The following is a 23,690-nucleotide window of genomic DNA, read 5'->3' as shown; positions in this document are numbered from 1 at the left end:
GGGGGCCGCGTGCGGTCGGGGAGGGTCAGCCGGCCTCGGGGCCGGGCTCCTTGACGGACGCCACCGGCACGGCGGCGGCCTCCCGCGACACCTCCTCCGCCGCGACCGTGATCTCGCCGTCGAGCGCCTTCTTCGCCCGTACGCTGTCCAGCGCGCCCTCCCAGCGGGACACCGCGAAGACGGCGACGCAGTTGCCGAGCAGGTTGGTCGTGACGCGCATCGAGTCCATGATCCGGTCGACGCCGAGCAGCAGGGCGACCGCTCCGGCGGGGATGACTCCGAGGGAACTCGCGGTCGCGGACAGCGCGAGGAAGGCCGATCCGGGAACGCCCGCCATGCCCTTGCTGGTCAGCATGAGCACGAGGACGACCGTGATCTGCCGGCCGAGGCCGAGGTCGACGCCCACGGCCTGCGCGATGAACAGGGTGCCGATCGAGAGGTAGGAGGTAGATCGAGGCGCCGTCGAGGTTGAAGGAGTAGCCCGTGGGCAGCACCAGGCCCACGGCGTCGTCCCGGCAGCCCGCCCGGCGCAGCTTCTGCATCATGCGCGGCATCACGGTCTCGCCGGAGGCGGTGCCGAGCGCGAGCAGCAGCTCCTCACGGGTGTAGCGCACGAACTTCCACAGGCTCAGCCCGCTGACCAGCCGCAGCGCGACGGCGAGCAGCACGAGGAACAGGGCCGCGACGGCGTAGCACCGGACGATCAGCTTGCCGTAGGTCTTGATGACGCCCAGGCCGTACTGCCCCACCAGGTGGACCATCGCCCCGAACACGGCCATCGGGCCAGCCGCACGACGAAGCCGACGACCGCGAACACGACCTCCTGCACCTGCTCGACCGCGGGCAGGATCTTCGGCACCTTGCTGTGGCCGAGGTGGAGCAGCGCGGCGCCCACCAGGCAGGCCGGCACGAGGACTTGGAGCAACGCGTTGTCGGCGAACGCGCCGACGAAGCTGTCGGGCAGCGCGTCGAGGACGAACTCGGTGGTGGACGGCAGCGATCCGCCCTGGGTCTTCTGGTCGAGCGCCGAGGCGTCGAGCTTGGCCGGATCGACGTGCATGCCGGAGCCCGGACCGACCACGTTGGCGGCGATGAGACCGATCAGCAGCGCGGCCGTGGAGGCGACCTCGAACCAGATCAGGGCGTTGAGCCCGATCCGCCCGAAGGCCTTCAGGTCACCGGCCCTGGCGATGCCGACGACGACCACGCAGAACACCAGCGGCGAGATCACCGCCTTGATCAGGCGTACGAAACCGTCGCCGAGCGGCTGGAAAGCCGTGGCCGAGTCCGGCCACAGCTTTCCGACGACGATGCCGAGCACGAGCGGGCAGGCGACCTGCGCGAAGAGGGAGGTTCGCAGTATGCGTGCGACGCGTCGCGGCAGAGACGGTACGGACTGCGGCACGGGCACTCCTGGAGGGGACGTCGACACACAGAAGCCGGAGGGTACTTCTGCGATCCGGAAGGCGGTTTCCGTGTCGATCACTCTGGAGGGACCGTTGATCGCGCCCGAGACACCCGCGTGACAGCCGTGTAGATCACACCGCGAGTGGCGCACGCCCTACCGCGGGCCTCAGCAGCGGCTGCGGTCGTCCGTCAGCACCCCTTGAACGCTCGTCAGCGAACGGTCGTAGCAGCCGTCCGAGCCGTAGCGGCGATAGCGCTCGCTCGATGTGCCGACCGCGTGCCGCTGGTCGCGCGGGACGTTGATCGTGTACGCGGCGTCGCCGCTGTAGGTGTCGTCGAACCGCGACCACGCGGTGCGCCGGCCCCCCTGCCGCTCCACGACCGTCGCCCGGTCGCCGAGGGTCAGCACGGTGCGCAGCCGGTCGTCCGCGCCGAGGGTCGTGGCGCCGTTCATCGTGTACGTCCGGTGCGTGTGCGTCGTCCGGGCGGGCCCCTGACCCCGGACACCGACCGTCTCGTCGTCCGTCCAGGTCGCGTCCAGCCCGTCCGTGTTCTCGCCGTCGGTCCAGCGGTGGGCGGAGGTGTTCGCGAGCGTGCGGGTGACGGTGGTGGTCACGCGGCCGTGCGAGGTGTTCAGGTATCCGGAGACGGTGAGGCGATGGCCCGCCGCGGTGTCGACGCTGTTCTCCGAACCGGGCGTGTAGGTCGAGGAGTTGGCGAGATCGGTCGCCTTGTCCTCCGTGAGCGCGCCGGTGACGTGCGCGCGACGGGCGTCCTGCCAGACGAGGACGTTCACGGGGGCGCTCCAGCCGGACTGCCCCGCGGGCACGCCCACGACGGAGACCTCGACGCGGTGCGGGCGTCCGTCGTTCAGGAGCCCGGCGAAGGGCGTGAGGTCGTACTCGACAGGCCTGACGTCGAAGGCCCGCAGGCCCGGGACGACGTACCAGAGAAAGGGATTGGACCAGCCGCCGGTCCACACGTTCGGGAACGGCGCGGCGATTCCGGCAAGTTGGCCGTCGACCTTGATCTGCACCTCGCGGTAGGGCCCGTGGTCGGCCTTGCAGGAGTACGACGCCGGGTCGGCCACGGTGAGGTACCAGAACTCCTCGCAGCCGCCGCCGGATCCGGTGGCGTACACCTCGGCGACGATGCGCTCGCTGTTGCGCGGGGTGGTGAGGGTCGTGCCGTCGGGCGTGTCGGCGAGGGTGAGGACGCGGTCGGGGGCCGGGGCCTCGGGCCTGCCCGCGTAGAAGGTGAGCGTCACCCTGACGTCGATGACGCCGGTGTAGGTGTCGTCCACGACGTTCCCGATGAGCATCTCGACGTCCTGCGGGCCGCGGAAGGTGTCGCTGTAACGGGTGACGTCCTTCTCCACATGCCACTCGATGCCGTCCGGTGACGGCTCGGGCGTCGAGGTGCGCAGGATCTCCACGCCGCCGACGTGCAGATAGCCGAGGCGGTCGTACTGACGGCCCTTCACCTTGCCGTCCAGGCGCAGGACGACCTTGCTCCAGCGGTCGCCGCAGCCGCGGGGCGGTGTGTACGCGCCCCGGTACGGGGTGAAGTCACGGAACTGGGCCTCGGCGAGGGTGACCTGGCAGGACCGGCCCTGCGGCCGGGCGACGGACGGGGCAGCCGTCACCGGGTCGTGCCAGTCGGTACCGAACTCGGCCGGAACGTCGGCGGCCCGGACGGCCGCTCGGGTCCCCGCCTGAGCGGCCGTGGCACCGGTGCCGAAGAGCGTGCCCGCGAGGAGGGCCGCCCCGGCGAGCATGGACATGACTATCCGTCTTCTCATGGCCGGTGTTCTACGGGCAGACGGGTCCGCCCCGCAATGAGGCCTCGGGCGGTTCGGCCAGTCCCGGCCGGGGAGCACGCCTCAGGCGTGCAGTTCCTCGCGGTCGCCCATGACCACCACCGGGTGAAGAGCGGGGTCGAGCGTGTGCAGCAGGTACCTCATGACCTCCTTGGAGAGGCTGACGCAGGCCGAGGTGCCGCTGCCGTGGTCGAGGTGCAGCCAGATGCCACCGCCTCTGCCCTCGCCCTCGGGACGGGTGGGGTCGTGCGGCGGGGTCCCCCTGAGCCGGTTGTAGTCGATGGCGATGACGTAGTCGAAGTCGTGCTGGTGCGCCTCGTCCCACTCGGCCGGAGGCGCATAGGCTCCCGCGTCCTGGTCGTAGGGCAGCCTGGTCCCCGGGTCGGCGAGCACACCGCCCGCGTCGGAGAGCGTGAACACGCCCACCGGGCTGCGCTCGTCACCCATCCGGTGATGGAGCGTCCAGCCGTTGCGGCCGTTGTGAGCGGGCCAGCCGCCCGCCGGACGCCAGCCGGCGCCCTGCCGGGTGTACAGCACCACTGTGGAGTCGGCCGAGCCGCTGCCCTCGCCGTACACGGCGACGACCTGGCGCGAGACGGCGGGAATCCGCCGGTACAGACGCTCGCCGACACCCGGGATCCCGGTCGTGCCGCCTCCGGGAGCGCCCTGCCCGGTGGAGCTGTGTGTGCTCTGGTCGCGGCGGCCCTGAGCCCCTTCGGCGCGGGTCTCTCCTGGCACGGCGCCGCCGCACGCGGAGAGGGTCGCAAGGAAGGTCCCGCAGGCCGCCACCGCGGCCGTCACACGCCACACGCCGCTGATTTGCACGCGACCATGGTGGCATCGCGTACCGGCCGAATGTGCCGCCTTCCGGACACCCACCGAGCCGGACCACGGGCCTGCGCGAGGCACGCCCCACCGGGCCGTGGCACGTGGCCGGAACCCGGCGGACCGCGCAGGCCGCTGGGAAAACCGTTTGAAATTCACCACTCTGCGACGCGACTCTGTCACGGCTTGTCGCCGCCCCCATCACCCCTGACACGAGCCAATGGGAAGTCATGCAGATCCAAGACCTTCCGTATCCCGACCCCGGCGTACCTGATGCACGCTCGGGTCCTCACTTCCTGTGGTGGCTCTGGCGCAACCAGCTGGGCGGCCAGCTCAAAGCACTCGCCTGGGGCCTGCTGCACTTCGTCTCCGTCTCCGCCCTGCCCTTCTGCGTGGGTCTCGCCGTCCAGGCGGTCATCGACCGTTCCGGCACCCGGCTCGCCCTGACGGGTGGTCTGATGGCGCTGTGCGGTACGGGCATCGCCGTCGGCGACACCTTCCTGCACCGGGCCGCCGTCACCAACTGGATCACCGCGGCCGCCCGGATCCAGCAGTTGCTGGCGCGAAAGGCGGCCCGGCTGGGCTCCGGGCTGACCCGGCGGGTCGCGGCCGGCGAGGTGGTGGCCGTCTCCACCGGCGACGTGGAGAAGGTCGGCTGGTTCGTCGAGGCCGTCTCCCGCTTCACGGCCGCCGCGCTGACGGTCGTCGTGGTCTGCGTGGGCCTGGTCGTCTACCAGCCGGCCCTCGGTGTGGTCGTCGCCGTGGGTCTGCCGGTCGTCGCGCTCGCCGTGCTGCCGCTGCTGCCCCGGGCCACGCGTCGCGCCGACATCCAGCGCGAGAAGGCGGGCCGGGCCACCGAGCTGGCCTCCGACACGGTCGCCGGGCTGCGGGTGCTGCGCGGGATCGGCGGTGAGGAGCTGTTCCTCGACCGCTACCGCCGCGCCTCGCAGGAGGTACGGCACGCGGCCGTGCGCAGCGCCCGGATGTGGTCGCTGATCTCCGCGATCCAGGTACTGCTGCCCGGACTGCTGCTGATCGCGGTTGTCTGGCACGGCATCCACCTGGCCCGCCAGGGCCGGATCACGGTCGGCGAACTCGTCACCGTGTACAGCGCGGTCATGGTCCTCAACTACCCGCTGCGGCACTTCGAGGAGATCGCCATGGCGTACTCCTTCTCCCGGCCCTCGGCCAAGCGGGCCGCGCGCGTGCTGTCGCTGGAGCGGTCCACGGACGCCGACGGATCCCGCGCGGCCGAGGTGCCCGGGGGCGACCTGTACGACCCGGCCACCGGTCTGCTCGCGCCCGCCGGCCGGCTCACCGCGGTGGTGTGCGGTGACCCGGACGCGGCCGGCCGGCTCGCGGAGCGGCTCGGCGGCCACCCCGCCGAGCCGGGCCCCGCGGTGCTGCTCGGCGGGGTGCCGCTCGACGACCTCCCGCTCGACAGCGCCCGCACCGCCGTCCTCGTCCAGGACAAGGACCCGGTGCTGCTGTCCGGCTCGCTGCGCGAACTGCTCGACGTTCCCTCCTCCGGTGCCGTGCGCGCCGAGGACGCGCTGACGGCCGCGCAGTGCGAGGACGTCCTGGACGCACTCGTACAGGGATCACTGGACACCGCCGACCCGATGGACGCCCGCATCACCGAGCGCGGCCGTTCCCTGTCGGGCGGCCAGCGCCAGCGGCTCGCGCTGGCCCGGTCCCTGGTGACCGACCCCGAGGTGCTGGTGCTGGACGAGCCGACCTCCGCGGTCGACTCGCACACCGAGGCCCGGATCGCGGACGGGCTGCGCCGGCTGCGCTCGGGCCGGACGACGGTCGTGTTCACCTCCTCGCCGCTGCTGCTGGACCGCGCGGACCGGATCGCTCTCGTCCACGCGGGCGAGGTCGCGGCGGTGGGCGTGCACCGCGAACTGGTCGACACCGAACCGCGGTACCGGGCCGTGGTGACCAGGGAGACCGACGAGGAACTGGCCACGGTCGACGCAGACGCGGATCTGGCCGAGGAGGGCGCCCTCCTGGGCGCCTTCGACCGACTGGAAGAGATCGAGGAGAGCGCATGATCGGCGTTGCGCCACCGGCGTACGACCCGGCGGCCCCGACGACCGCCACCACCCTGCCCGTCGGCGCGGCCTCGACCGTGCGCGCCTACGTGACCGAGCTGTTCCGTCGGCACCGCCGGGCCTTCCTGCTGCTCATCGCCGTCAACACGGTGGCCGTGGTGGCCTCCATGGTGGGCCCGTACCTGCTCGGCGGCCTCGTCGAGCGGGTGTCGGACGGGGCGCGGGAACTTCATCTGGGCCTGACCGTGGGACTGTTCGTGCTCGCGCTTCTCGTGCAGGCCCTCTTCGTCCGGCAGGTGCGGCTGCGGGGTGCGATGCTCGGCGAGCGGATGCTGGCCGACCTGCGCGAGGACTTCCTCGTCCGCTCGGTGGGGCTGCCGCCGGGCGTGCTGGAGCGGGCGGGCACCGGCGACCTCCTCTCCCGCATCACCACTGACATCGACCGCCTCGCCAACGCCATGCGGGAGGCCGTGCCGCAGCTGGCGATCGGTGTCGTCTGGGCCCTGCTGCTGCTCGGCGGGCTCATCGTGACGGCCCCGCCGCTGGCGGCCGCGGTGCTGCTCGCGGTACCGGTGCTGGTGGCGGGGTGCCGCTGGTACTTCAAACGGGCGCCCTCCGGCTACCGCTCCGAGGCCGCCGGGTACGCCGCCGTCGCCGCGGCGCTGGCCGAGACCGTGGACGCGGGCCACACCGTCGAGGCGCACCGCCTGGGCGCCCGGCGCATCTCCCTGTCGGAGACGCGGATCAAGGAGTGGACCGCCTGGGAGCGCTACACCCTGTGGCTGCGGTCCGTGCTCTTCCCGGTCATCAACGCCGTCCACGTCCTCGTGCTCGGCTCGGTCCTCATGGCCGGCGGCGTGTTCGTGCTGCAGGGCTGGATCGGGGTGGGCCAGCTGACCACGGGTGCGCTCATCGCGCAGATGCTCGTCGACCCGGTGAACCTGATCCTGCGCTGGTACGACGAGGTGCAGGTCGCCCAGGTGTCGCTGGCCCGTCTGGTCGGCGTCCGGGACATCGAGCCGGACGCCGGGGACGCCGCGCTGGCCCCCGGTGGCCGGGACGTGCACGCCGACCGGGTGCACTTCGGCTACCGCGAGGGCGTCGATGTGCTGCGCAAGGTCTCCCTGAAGGTCGCCCCGGGCACCCGCCTGGCCCTCGTCGGCCCCTCCGGCGCGGGCAAGTCCACCCTGGGCAGGCTGCTCGCCGGCATCTACGCGCCGCGGGACGGCCGCATCACCCTCGGTGGCGCGGAACTCTCCCGGATGCCGGCCGAACGCGTCCGCTCGCACGTCGCCCTCGTCAACCAGGAGCACCACGTGTTCGTCGGTTCCCTGCGCGACAACCTCCTGCTGGCCCGCACCGGCGCCACCGACGCCGAGCTGTGGGCGGCCCTGGGCGCGGTCGACGCGGACGGCTGGGCGCGGGCGCTGGACGACGGCCTGGACACCGAGGTCGGCTCCGGCGGGCTGGCGCTCACCCCGGCGCAGGCCCAGCAGATCGCGCTGGCCCGGCTGGTGCTGGCCGACCCGCACACCCTGGTCCTGGACGAGGCGACCTCGCTGCTCGACCCGCGCGCGGCCCGCCACCTGGAACGCTCCCTGGCCCGCGTCCTCGACGGCCGCACCGTGGTCGCCATCGCCCACCGCCTGCACACCGCTCACGACGCCGATGTGATCGCCGTCGTGGAGAGCGGCCGCATCAGTGAGCTGGGCAGCCACGAGGAGCTGGTCGCAGCGGACGGGGCGTACGCAGCGCTGTGGCGCTCGTGGCACGGGTGAGCTGCCGCGGCGGACCGAACGTCGGCAGCACTGCGGCGCTCGCCGCACGGGTGAGCCGCCACGACGGACGAGGCGCACACGACACTGGTCCATGCATGGCACAGGTGAGCAGCCGCGACGGACCGAACGCACGCAGCACTGCGGCGCTCGCGGCACCGGTGGGCTGCCGCGGAGAGCGCGACGGGCAGGCGAAGATTGCCAGGGGCGCGGGGGCGAGCCCGCGCAGGTGTACGCGGGCGGGGCCTGGCCGGGGTACGGCGGCGGGGCCTGGCCGGGGGGCGCAGCCCCAGGCCATGGCCCGTGCCGTTGCGCGGTGCCGAACAGGGGTGGAAGGCTGGATAGCGGCACCGGCTCGGGGAACGGCCGGGGACCCGTCGGTTCCCGCCACGTGAATCCCGTGCCGAGCGTGCCGACGGCACGCTGCCCCCCACGAGGGCACGAGGCCGTCCTCATCACCTGGAGGTACCCGTGGACAGCGCCGACGGATGGGGGGACGACGTCTACCAGCCCGACGCCTCGGAGATCCGGGAGGACTCGGGCCTGCTCGACGTCGAGGACACTTTGGACTTCGACGGCGTCGAGGACCCGCTGGACCGCGGCTGGTCCCCTCCCGAGCGGCCGTGGGCGGTGGAGCACACCGGCGTGACGGCGAACGAACGCCTGACCGGGGAAACACTGGACCAGCGGCTCGCCGAGGAGTTGCCCGATGCCGGGGCGCCCGACGGTGACGGCATCGGGGACTGCGACGGCACCGACGGCGAACTCCTCGACAACGAGGTCGGCGCGCTGCGCTCCGGCCGTCTGGTCGCCCCCGACGAAGGCGCCCACGAGGACGAGGAGAGCGCGCTCGTCGCCACCGACGTCGGCATCGACGGAGCCGCCGCCTCCGCCGAGGAGGCAGCGATGCACATCGTCGACGAGGACTCCCTCTCCGGCTGACCCGGACGCCCCCTGCCCGACCGCCCCACGCGAGGAGCCGCCATGCAGCAGGACAAGCACCCCGAGTACCGCCAGGTGGTCTTCCGGGACCGCTCCGCCGGTTACGCCTTCCTCACCCGGTCCACCGCGCGCAGCGAGCAGACCATCGAATGGGACGACGGCGAGACCTACCCGGTGGTCGACGTGGAGATCTCCTCCGAGAGTCACCCCTTCTACACGGGCAAGGCCCGCACGGTGGACACCGAGGGCCGCGTCGCCCGGTTCGAGCGCCGGTACGGCGGGACGGAGCCGGACGAGGCGAACTGACGGGGCCGGGTGGATCAGATCACGTTGAGGGCCGCGGCGCAGCCCACTCCCCCGAGCAGCATGAACACGGGCATCAGCACCTTCAGCTCGACCCAGCTGCCCGCCCGGAACCGCATCGCCTTCGGCGGCCCGAGCGGGTACCAGCGCTTGCGGCCCACCGGGATCGGCCACAGGATCGGGCAGCCGGACACCGTCAGCGCGTCCCCGATGTCGTGCACCAGCGCACCCAGCACGATCGGCAGCCCCAGCCACAGGTACTCCTGCCCCGGCGCGGTGAACAGCCAGTCGGAGCCGTTGCCCGGCTTGTCCAGGACCCCCGCGAGGATCCAGGCGCTCGTCGCCGCGAGCAGCCAGACCAGGACATCGCTGCTGGAGCCGCGGGCCGCCCGCCACAGCAGACCCTCGATCGCCAGCACCATGTGCACGAAGAGGATCGCCAGCACTGCCCACCGGCCCCCGGCGATCGCCAGCGCGGAGCTGCCCGCCCCGATGAGGACCGCCCACAGCCAGGTGTGCGTGAGTGTGCGATGGCCGCCCGTGCGACGTGCGTCGCCCTTCTTCCTGGTCGCCTTGTAGACGCCGTAGGACAGCTTGTCCACGATCTCGCAGATCCACCGCGAGATCGGCCCGAAGGCCCGCGAGATGGTGGCCGCCTTGTGGTCGAGGTCCGGGGCGAGCGCGGCGCCGGCGCAGATCAGCGCGCCGACGAGCAGGACCGGCCAGGGCATCGGGTGCCCGGCCGCGGCGGCGGCCGCTCCGACGCCGAGCCAGGCCGCGGCCCCCGACAGTGAGTGTGCTGGTCCCATCATGGCCGGTTTCCGCCCCATTCCTCGTGTGCCGCTGTCCAGTTGCCGCGGTGCGCTGACGCGCCGTCGGCGACACAGCGTAGCGGCCATGATCTTCGTACCGGCAGCCGATTCCCCCCTCGGGGACAAGGCCAGGCAAGATGGGTGCGTGACCCTCATCGATCAGCTGCCGCCGACCGCCGACCCCGACGCCCTGTACGAAGCCTTCGAGTCGTGGGCGCAGGAGCGCGGCCTCACCCTCTACCCGCACCAGGAGGAGGCGCTGATCGAGGCGGTCTCCGGGGCGAACGTGATCGTCTCGACGCCCACCGGTTCCGGCAAGAGCATGATCGCCGCGGGTGCGCACTTCGCCGCGCTGGCCCGGGACGAGGTCACCTTCTACACGGCCCCGATCAAGGCGCTGGTGTCGGAGAAGTTCTTCGAACTGTGCAAGCTCTTCGGTACCGAGAACGTCGGCATGCTCACCGGCGACGCGTCCGTGAACGCCGACGCACCCGTGATCTGCTGCACCGCCGAGGTGCTGGCGTCGATCGCGCTGCGCGACGGCAAGAACGCGGACGTCGGCCAGGTCGTCATGGACGAGTTCCATTTCTACGCGGAGGGTGATCGCGGCTGGGCCTGGCAGATCCCGCTGCTGGAACTCCCGCAGGCGCAGTTCATCCTGATGTCGGCCACTTTGGGTGACGTGTCCTTCTTCGAGAAGGACCTCACCCGCCGCACCGGCCGCCCCACCTCGGTGGTCCGCTCGGCCACCCGCCCGGTGCCCCTCTCCTACGAGTACCAGCTCACCCCGCTCACCGAGACCCTCACCGACCTGCTGGAGAGCAAGCAGGCCCCGGTGTACATCGTGCACTTCACGCAGGCGCAGGCCGTGGAACGGGCGCAGGCGCTGATGAGCATCAACATGTGCTCGCGCGAGGAGAAGGACCAGATCGCCGAGCTGATCGGCAACTTCCGCTTCACCACCAAGTTCGGTCGCAACCTCTCCCGTTACGTCCGCCATGGCATCGGTGTCCACCACGCCGGCATGCTGCCCAAGTACCGGCGTCTGGTGGAGAAGCTCGCCCAGGCCGGCCTGCTGAAGGTCATCTGCGGCACGGACACCCTCGGCGTCGGCGTCAACGTGCCCATCCGGACGGTGCTGTTCACCGCGCTGACCAAGTACGACGGCAGCCGGGTGCGCACGCTGCGCGCCCGCGAGTTCCACCAGATCGCGGGCCGGGCCGGCCGGGCCGGCTTCGACACGGCGGGACTCGTCGTGGCGCAGGCTCCCGAGCACGTCATCGAGAACGAGAAGGCCCTCGCGAAGGCGGGCGACGACCCGAAGAAGCGCCGCAAGGTGGTGCGCAAGAAGGCACCGGAGGGCTTCGTCGGCTGGACGGAGAACACTTTCGAGAAGCTGATCGCGTCCGAACCCGAGCCGCTCACCTCGCGGTTCCGGGTGACGCACACGATGCTGCTCTCCGTGATCGCGCGCCCCGGCAACGCCTTCGAGGCGATGCGCCACCTTCTGGAGGACAACCACGAGCCGCGCAGGCAGCAGCTGCGGCACATCCGGCGGGCGATCGCGATCTACCGCTCGCTGCTGGACGGCGGGATCGTGGAGAAGCTCGACAAGCCGGATGCCGAGGGCCGCATCGTCCGACTGACGGTCGATCTCCAGCAGGACTTCGCCCTCAACCAGCCGCTGTCCACGTTCGCGCTCGCCTCGTTCGAACTGCTCGACCCCGAATCTCCCTCCTACGCCCTCGACATGGTGTCCGTGGTCGAGTCCACTCTGGACGACCCGCGGCAGATCCTCGCCGCCCAGCAGAACAAGGTGCGCGGCGAGGCCGTGGCGGCGATGAAGGCCGACGGTGTCGAGTACGAGGAGCGCATGGAGCGCCTCCAGGACATCTCCTACCCGAAGCCGCTGGAGGAACTGCTCTTCCACGCGTACAACACCTACCGCAAGAGCCACCCGTGGGTCGGCGACCACCCGCTGTCGCCCAAGTCCGTCATCCGGGACATGTACGAACGGGCGATGTCCTTCACGGAGCTGGTGTCCTTCTACGAGCTGGCCCGTACCGAGGGCATCGTGCTGCGCTACCTCGCCAGCGCCTACAAGACCCTCGACCACACCATCCCGGACGACCTGAAGTCCGAGGATCTCCAGGACCTGATCGAGTGGCTCGGCGAGATGGTGCGCCAGGTGGACTCCAGCCTGCTGGACGAGTGGGAGCAGCTGGCCAACCCGGAGGAGATGACCGCCGAGGAGGCTCAGGAGAAGGCGGACGAGGTCAAGCCGATCACCACCAACGCGCGCGCCTTCCGGGTCCTGGTCCGCAACGCCCTGTTCCGCCGTGTGGAACTGGCCGCTCTCGACCAGGTCGAGGAGTTGGGCGAGATGGACGCCGAGTCCGGCTGGGACGCCGACGCGTGGGGCGAGGCGATGGACAAGTACTGGGACGAGTACGACGACCTCGGCACCGGCCCCGACGCCCGTGGCCCCAAGCTGCTGGTCATCAAGGAGGAGCCGGAGAGCGGCCTCTGGCGCGTCCGCCAGATCTTCGACGACCCGAACAGCGACCACGACTGGGGCATCAGCGCGGAGATCGATCTGGCAGCCTCCGACGCCGAGGGCCAGGCGGTCGTACGTGTCACCGAAGTCGGCCAGCTGTGAGCACAGGAGATTCCCACCGATGACGAACCCGGCCGAGAGACTGGTCGACCTGCTCGACCTGGAGCAGATCGAGGTCAACATCTTCCGTGGTCGAAGCCCGCAGGAGTCCCTGCAGCGAGTCTTCGGCGGCCAGGTGGCGGGCCAGGCACTGGTCGCCGCCGGGCGCACCACGGACGGCGATCGCCCCGTGCACTCGCTGCACGCGTACTTCCTGCGCCCGGGCCGGCCGGGCGTGCCGATCGTGTACCAGGTGGAGCGGGTCCGCGACGGGCGCTCCTTCACGACGCGCCGGGTCACGGCCGTGCAGCAGGGCCGCACGATCTTCAATCTGACCGCCTCCTTTCACCAGCCTGAGGAAGGACCGTTCGAGCACCAGCTGCCGCCGGCCCGTGAGGTGCCGGACCCGGAGTCACTGCCGACGGTGACCGAGGAGATCCGCAAGCATCTGGGCGCGCTGCCGGAGCAGTTGGAGCGGATGGCGCGCCGCCAGCCCTTCGACATCCGTTACGTCGACCGGCTGCGCTGGCACGCCGAGGAGATCGAGGGGGCCGAGCCGCGCAGCGCCGTGTGGATGCGCGCGGTCGGGCCGATGGGTGACGACCCGCTGGTGCACACGTGCGCACTGACCTACGCCAGTGACATGACCCTCCTGGACGCGGTCCGCATCCCGGTCGAACCCCTGTGGGGTCCGCGGAACTTCGACCTGGCCTCACTGGACCACGCCATGTGGTTCCACCGGCCGTTCCGCGCGGACGAGTGGTTCCTGTACGACCAAGAGTCCCCGATCGCCAACGGCGGGCGCGGTCTGGCCCGTGGGCGTATCTACGACCTGCAGGGGCGGCTGCTCGTCTCGGTCGTCCAGGAAGGTTTGTTCCGGGCCCTGTAGCAGGGCGGCGTTCAGGCCCCCTCGGCCCGGGGGTTTCTGCGGCGCAGCCAGGCCCGCAGTCCGCGGTTCGGCCGCGATGTCCGCGGCCCGGGCTCGTGGTCCCGGGGCGGGGTCGGCGAGGTCGGCGCCGCCTTGGGCACGGTGTGCCTTACGGCCGGCCCGTCCTCGCGCCAGGTGTGCCGTGCAGCCAGGTCCTCCTCGCGCCCGGTGTGCCCTGCGGCGGTGCGCGCCGCAGGACGGCTGTGCCGTTCGGGCGCTTGTCCTGCGGGACCGGCGTGCCGTGCGGCCGGACGCGGAGCCGGTGCGTGGGCGCGCACCTGCTCCACCGCGTGGGCCAGGTCGCTGCGCAACCAGCTGATCTCGTCCGGGTCCTGCGCCGTCATGAGTTGCTCGGCAAGGTGCGCGAAGGGTGACCCGGGTGCTCCGTGATCGGGCAGAGCGGCCCGGAAGCGGTTCAGCTGGGCACGCTCATAAGGGTCCCTGACGACGTCCGCGATCTCGATGGGCGGGAGGAGTGCGGCCACGGCCCCGGCCCGCGCCCACGGGGCCTCGGCCTGCCTCAGCAGGAATCCGAGGTGCCGCCCCCGCCAGTTGCGGGCCCGCAGGTCCACCCCGGCCTCCAGCTGGCCCCTCAGGCTCTCCGGCGTACGCCCCTTGAGCAGGGGTGCGTTCTTGTCGTCGGCCGCGAACTGCTGTAGGTCTTCGGCCAGATAGAGCCAGACCACGGCTCGGTAGCGATTGAGATAGAACCGCACCGGCACCAGCAGACCCAGGCGGGCGAGCCGGGTGAACCTGCCCGCGGGGATCTCCATGAGCGCGGCGCCCTCCGCCGTGCCCACGACCCGCACGCGCTCGCCGAGGGTTCCGGGAAAGCCGGGCTGGGCGCGCAGCCGGTCGATCTCGGCCCACTCGACCCGGCGTCCCCCGCCGCCCTCGTCGGGCACGGTGCGGATGCGGCCGAGCTGGACGGCGAGGGCGAACTCGCCTCGCTTGAGTCCGAGTTCACGCGCTGCACGGCTCGGTGCGCAGGTGATGGGGCGGGTTGGGACGAAGGCGCTTCCCGACATGGTCGTACTCCCCCGTGGAGCGGGTGGCTCACGCCCTGTGCGTTCGCCGTGCACACACCGTAGCCGCCGGGACGCAACGCGTGGCGAGCCTGTGGACAACTCTGCAAGGCGAGGCGATTACGCAGGTCAGAGGTCAGATATCGGTGCACGCTCGGGTTGCCGGGCATCCACGCCGAGGTGTTCGCCGACACGGTTGACGAGCAGGGTCATCTCGTAGGCGATCTGACCGATGTCGGATTCCGCACCGCTGAGCACGCACAGACAGCTGCCGGTACCGGCGGCGGTCACGAACAGGACGGCGTCGTCGTACTCGATCATCGTCTGGCGCACGCCGCCCGCCCCGAAGTGACGGCCGGACCCCTTGGCCAGACTGTGCAGCCCCGACGCGACCGCCGCAAGATGCTCGGCGTCCTCGCGGCGAAGGCCTGTGCTCGCCCCCGTGACCAGCCCGTCGTTGGACAGGACCAGTGCGTGCCGCACGTGGTCCACCCGCTCGGTCAGATCGTCCAGGAGCCATCCGAGTCCCTGGTTCTGCGCCATGTTCCGTCTCCCCGTGTGACGCCTCCCCCTGGCTGGAGGATCTGTCCGCCAGCCTTCCCCACGACCGGCGTCCGGGCAAGCAGGATGGACGTATGGCACAGAAGATGACCGATGAGGAATGGCGGGCGTTCGTCTCGTACGGCACCCGAACCGGCAAGCTGTCCACCGTCAGCGCCGATGGGAGCCCGCATGTGGCCCCCATCTGGTTCGTGCTGGACGGGGACGAGCTGGTCTTCAACACCGGCAAGGAAACCGTGAAAGGGCGCAATCTCGCCCGTGACGGACGGATCGCCCTCTGCGTGGACGACGATCGGCCCCCCTTCCACTTCGTGGTGCTGAACGGGCGCGCCCGGCTGTCGGAGAACCTGGACGAGGTGCGCCAGTGGGCCACCCGGGTCGCGGCTCGGTACATGGGAGAGGAGCGCGCGGAGGAGTTCGGTGCCCGCAACGGCGTCCCGGGCGAACTGCTGGTCCGGGTCACCGTCGACAAGGTGGTGGCCTTGAAGGATGTCGCCGGCTGAGACTCAGCCCACCGAGTCCAGCAGCCGGGCGGTGTGCATCCGCCCGGCGTACTCGACGAGGCGGATCAGCACCTCCTTGCCGGAGTCCCGGTCGCGCGCATCGCACAGCACCACGGGTGTCCCTCGGTCCAGATCGAGGGCCCGGCAGACGTCGTGGGCGCCGTAGCTGCGTGCTCCGGAGAAGCAGTTGACGGCCACCACGAACGGGATGCGCCGGTGCTCGAAGTAGTCGACCGCCGGGAAGCAGTCCTCCAGCCGGCGGGTGTCGGCGAGGACCACTGCGCCGAGGGCTCCCTGCGAGAGTTCGTCCCACAGGAACCAGAACCGGTCCTGCCCGGGTGTACCGAAGAGGTACAGGGAGAGCCCGGAGCGAATGGTGATGCGCCCGAAGTCCATGGCGACGGTCGTGGTGACCTTCTGGTCCACGCCGTCGGTGTCGTCCACCAACTGGCCGGCTTCGCTCAGCAGTTCCTCCGTGCGCAGCGGGCGGATCTCGCTGACGGCCCCGACGAGGGTCGTCTTGCCGACGCCGAAGCCGCCGGCGACCAGTATCTTCAGCGCCAGGGCGGACATGTCGCCGGCGGCGTCGGAGTGCTCGGAGACCATGATCACTTCTCTCAACAGGGCCGGCTGCGGGCGGGGTCGAGGTGCTCGGGACAGGAAGTCAGCATCATGACAACTCCGGCATCCCTCCGGGGGATCGGACCGGAATACGCCTGATGTGACCGTTTCATGCCCGGTCGGTTCCGGATCGCGCATGGAACGGGATGCGGCGAGGCGCCCGTCGGATTGTGAATGTTCATCTACAGCGCCCGCAGCCCTTCGATGACCTCGCGCAGGATGCGCTCGTCCGGCAGGTGGGCCGGGGGGATCGGGCGGCTGACGGTGACGCAGCCCAGCTCCAGGAGGTCGCCGAGGAGCACGCGGACCACACCCACCGGGAGGTCCGCGTCGGCCGCGAGTTCAGCGACGGACTGTGTCTCGGTGCGACACAGGTCGACCAGGGCACGGTGTTCGGGGCCGAGCGCGGTGTCGTCGTCCGCCGCCGGTGCGGCGGGGTCGAGGGTGACAAGAGCGATCAGATCGAAGCGCACTCCGGTGGGGCCGGGCTGGGTGCGTCCGCCGGTCATGGCGTAGGGGCGGACCAGGGGTCCGGCTTCGCCGTCGTACCACTGGCTGCCCGGCTCGCGCGGGCCGCCGGTCGGGTTCTCGGTCATCGGTGCCGCCCTTCCGGCTCATCCGGCGGCGGGCGGCTGGGCGGCGACGCGGGGCGCCGTGAAGAGGTGCTCGCCCACGCGCTTGACCAGGCGTGCCATCTCGTACGCGACCAGGCCGATGTCGGCGGTGACGGCGGTGAGCACGGCCAGGCAGGAACCCTCTCCGGCGGCGGCCACGAAGAGGAAGGCGTCATCCATCTCCACCATGGTCTGGCGGACGCCGCCCGCTCCGAAGTGTCGTCCTGCGCCCTTGGCCAGGCTGTTGAAGCCGGAGGCCACAGCGGCGAGATGCTCCGCGTCCTCCCGTGGGAGGCCGGTGGAGGCGCCGACGGCCAGGCCGTCGTTGGACAGCACGACGGCGTGTCGTACCTCGCCCACGCGCATCACCAGATCGTCCAGCAGCCAGTCGAGTTCGCCGGTTCGCTGGGCGTCCCTCATGTTCGGGTCCTGGATCATGCCGGGTCTCCTTCAGTGGTGTCACTGCCCGATGCGGGTTCCGGTGCGGCGGCGCGGCCGGGTTGCCTGCCGCCGCCGCGGGCCCAGCCGTCGCGGTAGGCCGCCATGCGGTCCCGTACGAGTTCGGGGGTGCGCCGGTCGTCGCCGCGTGGGGCGGATGCCGGGCCCGGCTCTTCGGGGCGCTGATGGCGGAGTTGGGGGGCGAGGCTCGCCTGGCGCACGCGGCGCGGGAGGTCGTCGGAGGGTTCGGAGTCGTCGGGCGGGCGGTGCAGCCTCAAGGCGGTGACTCCGGGGGGCGGGGGTTCGTGTGCGGGGGTCGGCGGCACCGGGGCGGTGACGGTGAGGGCGGGCCGACCGGTGTGTGCGGTGACCGCGCTGGGGGGCGGGGGCGTGTCGGGCACGCGCGCGTACTCGCGCGGCTGCTCCGGCCGTGCTTCCACTTCCGCGCGGGCGGGGCGTTCCGCGGAACCCGTGTGCAACAGGGCGGTGGGCACCAGGACGACCGCTGTGGTGCCTCCGTAAGGGGAGGTGCGCAGGTGCACCTTGATGCCGTGCCGGGAGGCGAGCCTGCTGACCACGAAGAGTCCTAGCCGGTCACTGTCGAACAGATCGAGGGCCTCGGACTGCTCGATCCGCCGGTTGGCCTCCGCGAGGGTGTCGGCACCCATGCCGAGGCCCCGGTCCTCGACTTCGAGGGCGTAGCCGTTGCCGACGGGTTCACCGGTGACGCGGACGCGCGTGTGGGGCGGCGAGAACTGAGCCGCGTTCTCGACGAGTTCAGCGAGCAGGTGGGTGAGGTCGGCCACCGCCGCGCCGACGACGAACGCCTCCGGGAGTTGGCGTACCTCCACGCGCGCGTAGTCCTCGACTTCGGAGACAGCCGCGCGTACGACGTTCGTGAGGGACACCGGCATGCGCCAGGCCCGGCCGGGTGCGGCGCCGGAGAGAATGATCAGGCTCTCGGCGTGGCGGCGCATCCGGGTGGTGAGGTGGTCCAGGCGGAAGAGGTCGCTCAGCTCGTCGGGGTCGTCGGAGCGCCGCTCCATGCTGTCCAGGAGGTTGAGCTGGCGATGGACCAGCACCTGGCTGCGGCGGGCCAGGTTGACGAAGACTCCGGAGATGCCGCTGGCGAGTTCGGCGCGTTCCAGGGCTGCGTGCAGGGCGGCACGGTGCACGGTGGTCAGGGCTTCGGCGACCTGACCGGTCTCGTCCTCGGCGGGCGGTCCGGCCGGCGCCTCGGCCTCTATGTCCATCTCCTCGCCGGCGCGCAGTTTCCGCATAGCCGCGGGCAGTTTGCGGCGGGCGATCTCCAGGGCGTCGTTGCGCAGGCTCACCAGCTCGACCACGAGGGCCCGTCCGATGCGGACGGAGATGACGAGCGAGGCGGCGACAGCGGCAAGGCCGAAGAGCACCGCGGCGCCTGCCGGGGTCAGCAGCCCGCGCGTGAACGGGTCGGCCCGGCCCGCGACCGCGCGGCCGGTGTCCGACGCGATGGACCGCATTCCGTCCCGCACGCGCGCGTGGGCGGTGTTCCACGGGCTCGCCGGTGCGGTGTCGACCGCCTTGGCGCCGGGTCCGGCGGCGAGGATCTTGTCCTCGGTGGCGGTGAGGCCGGTGTAGGCACTGCTGCCCGCCAGGTCGCGCCAGGCGGCGCGCTGGGGGCCGGGAAGGTCGGCGACGGCCGCGTCGGTGAGGCTGCGGCGCGTGGCCGCGGCGGCGCCGAACAGCCGCAGTCGTGCGCCCTGCAGCCCGGCGGCGGGGCGCGCGCTACCGAGGACGGCGTCCTCCTGGGCCAGCGCCTCGGTGGCCCAGGAGAATTCGAGCAGCACGCGCGCGTCGGAGCCGACGTCCGCCTGCTGGATGCCTGTGAGGGCGCCGTCGACCGTGAACGCGGTGGCGATCGTCTTCGTGTACTGCTCGTAAACCTCGCCCCAGCCGGCCTTGTGGTCGCGTACGGCGGCCCGCAGCGCGCGAAGGTGTCCCACGCCGCCGACGAAGCCCTCGAGGCGGCCGGCAACTCCGGCGGGCAGTTCCTGGCTGTCGGCGACGGTGTGGCCGGCGCCGAGCCTCAGCTTGGCCACCGCACGGTCGGTGCGGACGGCGAGGCCTTCGAGGTCGTCGTCGCGTCCCGCGCCCGGGTCGGCGGCGTAGCGCACGGCGGCGGCCCGCTCGGTCTGCAGCGCGGTGACGGCGGCGGCCATGGGGGCGCGCAGTTCGGCGTCGACCCGCTGGGACTGGCGCAGCCGGGCGACGTCCTGGGCGGTGCTGACGGTGGCGTACGCCCACAGGGCGAGCAGGGAGACGACGGGCACCATCAGCAGGCAGACCACCTTGGCGCGCACCGTGCGAGGGCGCGTGCGCCAACGGCCCGCGCGCGGGGCCGCGTTGTCCGGCAGCGTGTCGAGCGGGTGGTCCGCGTTCTCGTCGGCCGGCGGTCCGGCGTGCGCGCGGCGTCCGCGCGGCGGGGGCGGGGACTGCGCCGGGGTGCCGGCTCTGGGCTTGCTACGGGGTGGGCGCATGGCCTCCTCGCTCGGGACGTGGGTCGGGGCTCCGGGGCCGGGCTCCTGCTAGCGGGCGACGCTCTGGACGGGCTGCTGGGCCGAGGCGGACGCCTCGCGCTCGTCGGCCGTGGGCGAGAGGGCGACGAAGGCCGAGGTGAGGAACAGATAGGACCCGAGGCCGACGGCGAGGGGGAAGATGAACTGCATCGCCGTGGCCCCGGGCAGGCCCTCGCCGGAGGGGGTGACCTGCACGCTCACCGCGAACATCCCGGTGTAGTGCATGCTGCTGACGGCCGCCCCCATGACGAGGGAGGCGAGGGTGACCGCGAGGGGGGACTTGATGTTGAGCCCCGCCCACAGGGCCGCGGTCGCCGCCACGACGGCGATCAGGACCGAGAGCCCGACGAGGGCGGGGTCGTACTGCACGTGACCGTGCAGCCGTACCGCCGCCATGCCCAGGTAGTGCATGCTGGCGACGCCCAGCCCGGTGGTGAGCCCTCCGAGGAGGAGCGCGCGGTTGCGGTCCCGGCTGTAGCCGACGGCGAAGACGCCGGCGCAGACGACGACCATGGCGACGATCAGGCTGAGGATGGTCAGCGGCACGTTGTAGCGGATGTCGGTGCCGCTGACGCGGAAGCCGAGCATGGCCACGAAGTGCATGGTCCAGATGCCCGTCCCGATCGCGGAGGCTGCGGTGACGAGCCAATTGCGGCGCGACCGGCCGGTGGTGGCCAGCGCGCGCACGGTGCAGCGCAGTCCGAGGGCGGCGCCTATGCAGGCCATCACGTACGACAGCGCGGGGGTAAGCCAGCCGAAGGCGGCGTGGTCCAGGTGTCCCATGGCCCCGGGACGCTAGCCGGGGCAGGGGCGCACAAAGGGGGCGCATTTCGAAAGGTGTTGGAATATGACACAGAGAGGTGATGGAACGATCGCGTCCAGCTCGAACATGCGCGCAGTCATATCCCCCGTGTCGGTGAGGAATCATGCGGAGCATGAGCGACGACCACACACATGTGCAGGAGTTCTTCACCGCTCGCGCGGCCGGCTGGGACAGCAGGTTCCCCGACGACGGCCCCGCCTACGCGGCCGCCGTCGCGGACCTGGGCCTGCGCCCGGGCGACCGCGTGCTGGACGCGGGCTGCGGCACCGGCCGGGCCCTGACGCCTCTGCGTACCGCCGTGGGGCCCTCGGGGGTGGTGGCCGGGGTCGATCTGACCCCGGCGATGCTCCAGGCCGCCGTACGGGCGGGCCGGAACCGGGACGGGCGCCTGGTGCTCGCGGATGTCGCCGCGCTGCCGCTGCGGCCGGGGTCCCTGGATGCCGTGTTCGCGGCAGGCCTGGTCGCCCACCTGCCGAGGCCCGCCGAGAACCTGCGCGAGTTGGTCCGGGTGGTGCGACCGGGCGGCACGCTCGCGCTGTTCCATCCCATCGGCCGGGCGGCCCTGGCGGCACGTCAGGGGCGGCAGATCACCCCCGACGACCTCCGGGCCGAGGCCAATCTCGGGCCTCTCCTGGCCCGCTCGGGATGGCGCATGACGTCGTACGTCGACGAGGACACCCGTTTCCTCGCGCTGGCGATACGCGAGAACTGACGGCCGGGACGGATCAGTTCTGTCCCGCCACGGTCGCCACGAAGGCGTCGGGGTTGTCGAACATGACGTTGTGGCCGGCGTGCGGCACCGTCACCACGCGGACCCCGGCGGCTTCCAGGTCGTCCCTGCCAGGGAGTTCGCCGCTGCGTTCGCCCTGAAGGTAGACCCGGTCGATCGTCAGCCCTTCCAGGATCGTGCGCATCACGGGGTCCGAGCCGCGCCGCAGACCGACGGCCGTGCGGTGCAGCGCACGCGGATCGGCCAGTCGCATGGTGGCCGCCCACAGCGGCCCGACGGTCTCCAGCACGCGCGCGTACTGCTCTTCGACGAATTCGTCCTCTCCGTAGGCGGCGATTCCGCTGCTGGCGGCCGTCCGTGGCGGGAAGGCGTCCAGGTTGGCCTCCGTGAGGACCAGCCGGGAGACGAGGTCGGGCCGCCGGTGGGCGAGCACGATGGCCACGGCGCCACCCATGCTGTGCGCGACCAGCTCGGCGCCGGTGACACCGGCCCGGTCCAAGGCGACCGCCACTGCGTCGGCGTTCTCCTCCAGCGTGTAGCCGAAGTGTTCGGGCCGGTCGCTGATGCCGTGCCCGGGCAGGTCCACGAACAGACTGCGTCTGCCGGCGAGTTCGGGGCGGGCCGCGATGTGCGCGTGGTACACGGCGGAAACCGATCCGAGTCCGTGCAGGTACACGCGCGCGGGCTCCTCACCGGGCACCTCGGTCCACCGGATCAGGCTTCCCCTGCTGTCGAATGCGGCCTGCTTCACGATGCCCCTCCCTGATTCCCGCGATGACGTAAGCACTATACATCGACGCCGATGTATAGCGGAAGCGAAATAACCAGACCTCGCTGTACGGTGACCCGCGGCTCTACGAGAGAATGCGGCCATGCTGGAACTCGCCATCCTCGGTTTCCTGTACGACGCCCCGCTGCACGGCTACGTCCTGCGCAGGCACATCGCCGCACTCACCGGCCACGTACGGCCCGTCGCCGAGAGCACGCTGTACCCGGCGATCAAGCGGCTGGAGAAGGCGGGGTGGCTGGCGCGGGCCACCGAGCCCGGCGCGGTGGCCGCGCCGCGGCACGTACTGACGCTCACCGAGGACGGCAGGCAGGAGCTGCGGCGCCGCCTCGCCGACCCCGGCGAGCGCGAGATCACCGACGAGAACCACTGGTTCACGCTGCTCGCGTTCCTGCGCCACCTGGACGATCACGCGGCCCAGGCGGCCGTTCTACGGCGCCGACTGGCCTTCCTGGAGGAACCGGCGAGCTTCTTCTACGACGGCGACCGGCCGCTGGCCGCCGAAGAACTGGAGGATCCGTTCCGGCGCGGTGTCCTCACCATCGCGCGTGCCACGAGCCGGGCCGAACTGGCCTGGCTGCGCGCCACCCTCGCCTCACTCGAGGGTGCCGGTGGCTGAGGTGTCCCGCTGCCGCACCGGACAGCCGCCCACCCCCGGGACCGGGCGGGTGCCGAGGTCGGCGAGCCGGTAGCCGTTCGGATAGCCCTTGATCTCCCAGTTCTGCCGTGCGAAGTGCGGTGCGCGGCGGGAGAAGCCGGACCAGGCGGCCACGCGTCCGGACCGCGCGGCGCACGAGGGCGGGGGCGGCCGGGCCCGGCGGTGTGTAGCGGAAGGCGCGCAGCAGCGGCTCGTCGAGCAGGGCGAGCGTGGTCGTGCGCAGCAGGGGTGCGAGCGGGCGCGGGTACCAGGACGCCATCAGGTCGAGCGTGGCGTCGGAGACCCGCCGCGTCTGCTCGTCCCAGGCGAAGTGCGCCTCCTCGTAGGAGTCGAGGAGCGTTTCGAATTCCTCGTAGGTCTCGGGGATGCCTGGGATGCCCATTTGCCTGCCGAGGGTGCGGTAGTACTCGGCGGTGGCGACGATCTCGTGCCGGGACAGGCGACGCCAGCCGTAGGTGTCGATCCAGCGCTTGGGCACCACCACGAAGGTGGACAGCACGTACCGCATGTCGTCGTAGCTGCGGTGCATCTGGTTGACACGGCGGATGGCCGTACGGCCCTCGTCGGTGACGAAGCCGTGCTCGACGATGGCGTCGAGGAGCAGGACGGTGTCGTCGTACCGCTTCTGTGTGCGCCCGGTCAGCTCCGCCGTCTCGGCGAGCAGCCTCCCGATGGCGGGAACGGCGTAGGTGCGGTACAGGGCCCGGGTGTAGTCCCACGGGAATTCGAACGCAATGCTGAGCCGGTAGATCTCCAGAGCGTCCGCCACCGGGTCCATCCGGCGGATCTGCTCGAGCCGCTCGAAGCGCTTCACCGCGCCGTCCCCCTTCTGCCGCCGAAGCTCCAAC

The 23,690-nt window shown here is 71.7% G+C and carries 20 protein-coding genes and 2 pseudogenes; 9 read left to right on the top strand and 13 right to left on the bottom strand.

The window, feature by feature from the left end; genetic code table 11:
• Positions 1-25 precede the first annotated feature (25 nt).
• The 3 genes and pseudogenes from ABZ471_RS32370 to ABZ471_RS32360 form a co-directional block, all read right to left on the bottom strand.
• Positions 26-1,405, bottom strand: a pseudogene (locus tag ABZ471_RS32370) (cation:dicarboxylase symporter family transporter).
• Between the two features lie 168 nt (positions 1,406-1,573).
• Positions 1,574-3,208: a peptide-N4-asparagine amidase gene (locus tag ABZ471_RS32365; protein ID WP_359071430.1), complete on the bottom strand. Its 1,635-nt coding sequence runs from the start codon at positions 3,206-3,208 to the stop codon at positions 1,574-1,576.
• Positions 3,209-3,289: 81 nt separating this feature from the next.
• The gene (locus tag ABZ471_RS32360; RefSeq protein WP_359071453.1) at positions 3,290-4,045 is read right to left on the bottom strand and encodes a L,D-transpeptidase family protein; all 756 of its coding nucleotides are present in this window, start codon (positions 4,043-4,045) and stop codon (positions 3,290-3,292) included.
• A gap of 236 nt (positions 4,046-4,281) precedes the next feature.
• Here ABZ471_RS32360 and ABZ471_RS32355 point away from each other — a divergent pair, with 236 nt between their 5' ends.
• The 4 genes from ABZ471_RS32355 to ABZ471_RS32340 all read left to right on the top strand — a co-directional run bounded on the left by ABZ471_RS32355 (position 4,282) and on the right by ABZ471_RS32340 (position 9,131).
• Entirely contained in the window at positions 4,282-6,108 is a 1,827-nt protein-coding gene (locus ABZ471_RS32355) for an ABC transporter ATP-binding protein (protein ID WP_359071428.1), read from the top strand.
• Positions 6,105-7,886, top strand: coding sequence for an ABC transporter ATP-binding protein (locus ABZ471_RS32350; protein ID WP_359071426.1), 1,782 nt, complete (start codon positions 6,105-6,107; stop codon positions 7,884-7,886). The genes ABZ471_RS32355 and ABZ471_RS32350 overlap by 4 nt, the downstream gene beginning before the upstream one ends.
• A 468-nt stretch (positions 7,887-8,354) precedes the next feature.
• Positions 8,355-8,825, top strand: a complete 471-nt coding sequence (locus tag ABZ471_RS32345) for a DUF5709 domain-containing protein (RefSeq protein WP_359071425.1) — start codon at positions 8,355-8,357, stop codon at positions 8,823-8,825.
• 42 nt (positions 8,826-8,867) lie between these two features.
• The gene (locus tag ABZ471_RS32340) at positions 8,868-9,131 is read left to right on the top strand and encodes a type B 50S ribosomal protein L31 (RefSeq protein WP_359071424.1); all 264 of its coding nucleotides are present in this window, start codon (positions 8,868-8,870) and stop codon (positions 9,129-9,131) included.
• Positions 9,132-9,145: 14 nt separating this feature from the next.
• On the opposite strand, the gene ABZ471_RS32335 is transcribed toward ABZ471_RS32340, so the two are convergent.
• Positions 9,146-9,940, bottom strand: coding sequence for a metal-dependent hydrolase (locus ABZ471_RS32335; RefSeq protein WP_359071422.1), 795 nt, complete (start codon positions 9,938-9,940; stop codon positions 9,146-9,148).
• Positions 9,941-10,085: 145 nt separating this feature from the next.
• Between ABZ471_RS32335 and ABZ471_RS32330 the strand changes: the two genes are divergently transcribed.
• The gene (locus ABZ471_RS32330) at positions 10,086-12,599 is read left to right on the top strand and encodes a DUF3516 domain-containing protein (RefSeq protein ID WP_359071420.1); all 2,514 of its coding nucleotides are present in this window, start codon (positions 10,086-10,088) and stop codon (positions 12,597-12,599) included.
• Between the two features lie 19 nt (positions 12,600-12,618).
• On the top strand, positions 12,619-13,485 hold the full coding sequence (locus tag ABZ471_RS32325; RefSeq protein WP_359071419.1) for an acyl-CoA thioesterase II: 867 nt from the start codon (positions 12,619-12,621) through the stop codon (positions 13,483-13,485).
• An 11-nt stretch (positions 13,486-13,496) separates the two neighbouring features.
• Here ABZ471_RS32325 and ABZ471_RS32320 read toward each other — a convergent pair whose 3' ends face one another.
• Together ABZ471_RS32320 and ABZ471_RS32315 are read right to left on the bottom strand one after the other, a co-directional pair.
• On the bottom strand, positions 13,497-14,552 hold the full coding sequence (locus ABZ471_RS32320; protein ID WP_359071417.1) for a DUF6397 family protein: 1,056 nt from the start codon (positions 14,550-14,552) through the stop codon (positions 13,497-13,499).
• 126 nt (positions 14,553-14,678) lie between these two features.
• Positions 14,679-15,092 (bottom strand): roadblock/LC7 domain-containing protein, encoded by a 414-nt coding sequence (locus ABZ471_RS32315; RefSeq protein WP_359071415.1) that lies wholly within the window; start codon positions 15,090-15,092, stop codon positions 14,679-14,681.
• A 92-nt stretch (positions 15,093-15,184) separates the two neighbouring features.
• On the opposite strand from ABZ471_RS32315, the gene ABZ471_RS32310 reads away from it, so the two are divergent.
• On the top strand, positions 15,185-15,613 hold the full coding sequence (locus ABZ471_RS32310) for a PPOX class F420-dependent oxidoreductase (RefSeq protein WP_359071414.1): 429 nt from the start codon (positions 15,185-15,187) through the stop codon (positions 15,611-15,613).
• A gap of 3 nt (positions 15,614-15,616) precedes the next feature.
• Here ABZ471_RS32310 and ABZ471_RS32305 read toward each other — a convergent pair whose 3' ends face one another.
• The 5 genes from ABZ471_RS32305 to ABZ471_RS32285 form a co-directional block, all read right to left on the bottom strand.
• Entirely contained in the window at positions 15,617-16,219 is a 603-nt protein-coding gene (locus ABZ471_RS32305) for an ATP/GTP-binding protein (RefSeq protein WP_359071412.1), read from the bottom strand.
• Between the two features lie 197 nt (positions 16,220-16,416).
• The gene (locus ABZ471_RS32300; protein WP_359071410.1) at positions 16,417-16,830 is read right to left on the bottom strand and encodes a DUF742 domain-containing protein; all 414 of its coding nucleotides are present in this window, start codon (positions 16,828-16,830) and stop codon (positions 16,417-16,419) included.
• Positions 16,831-16,848: 18 nt separating this feature from the next.
• The gene (locus ABZ471_RS32295; RefSeq protein WP_359071408.1) at positions 16,849-17,286 is read right to left on the bottom strand and encodes a roadblock/LC7 domain-containing protein; all 438 of its coding nucleotides are present in this window, start codon (positions 17,284-17,286) and stop codon (positions 16,849-16,851) included.
• Positions 17,283-19,805 (bottom strand): nitrate- and nitrite sensing domain-containing protein, encoded by a 2,523-nt coding sequence (locus tag ABZ471_RS32290; protein ID WP_359071406.1) that lies wholly within the window; start codon positions 19,803-19,805, stop codon positions 17,283-17,285. The genes ABZ471_RS32295 and ABZ471_RS32290 overlap by 4 nt, the downstream gene beginning before the upstream one ends.
• Before the next feature lie 48 nt (positions 19,806-19,853).
• Entirely contained in the window at positions 19,854-20,627 is a 774-nt protein-coding gene (locus ABZ471_RS32285) for an MHYT domain-containing protein (protein ID WP_359071405.1), read from the bottom strand.
• Between the two features lie 152 nt (positions 20,628-20,779).
• On the opposite strand from ABZ471_RS32285, the gene ABZ471_RS32280 reads away from it, so the two are divergent.
• The gene (locus ABZ471_RS32280; protein WP_359071403.1) at positions 20,780-21,379 is read left to right on the top strand and encodes a methyltransferase domain-containing protein; all 600 of its coding nucleotides are present in this window, start codon (positions 20,780-20,782) and stop codon (positions 21,377-21,379) included.
• Between the two features lie 13 nt (positions 21,380-21,392).
• On the opposite strand, the gene ABZ471_RS32275 is transcribed toward ABZ471_RS32280, so the two are convergent.
• On the bottom strand, positions 21,393-22,148 hold the full coding sequence (locus ABZ471_RS32275) for an alpha/beta hydrolase (protein ID WP_359071401.1): 756 nt from the start codon (positions 22,146-22,148) through the stop codon (positions 21,393-21,395).
• 121 nt (positions 22,149-22,269) lie between these two features.
• Here ABZ471_RS32275 and ABZ471_RS32270 point away from each other — a divergent pair, with 121 nt between their 5' ends.
• Positions 22,270-22,803, top strand: coding sequence for a PadR family transcriptional regulator (locus ABZ471_RS32270; RefSeq protein ID WP_359071400.1), 534 nt, complete (start codon positions 22,270-22,272; stop codon positions 22,801-22,803).
• Here ABZ471_RS32270 and ABZ471_RS32265 read toward each other — a convergent pair.
• Positions 22,780-23,656 (bottom strand): annotated as a pseudogene (locus tag ABZ471_RS32265) (oxygenase MpaB family protein). The gene ABZ471_RS32270 and the pseudogene ABZ471_RS32265 overlap by 24 nt on opposite strands.
• Positions 23,657-23,690 lie beyond the last annotated feature (34 nt).

This window comes from Streptomyces sp. NPDC005728 (assembly GCF_040630895.1).
Lineage (GTDB): Bacteria > Actinomycetota > Actinomycetes > Streptomycetales > Streptomycetaceae > Streptomyces.
The sequence above is the reverse complement of the archived record's forward strand: the minus strand, read 5'-3'. Positions and strand labels throughout refer to the sequence as shown.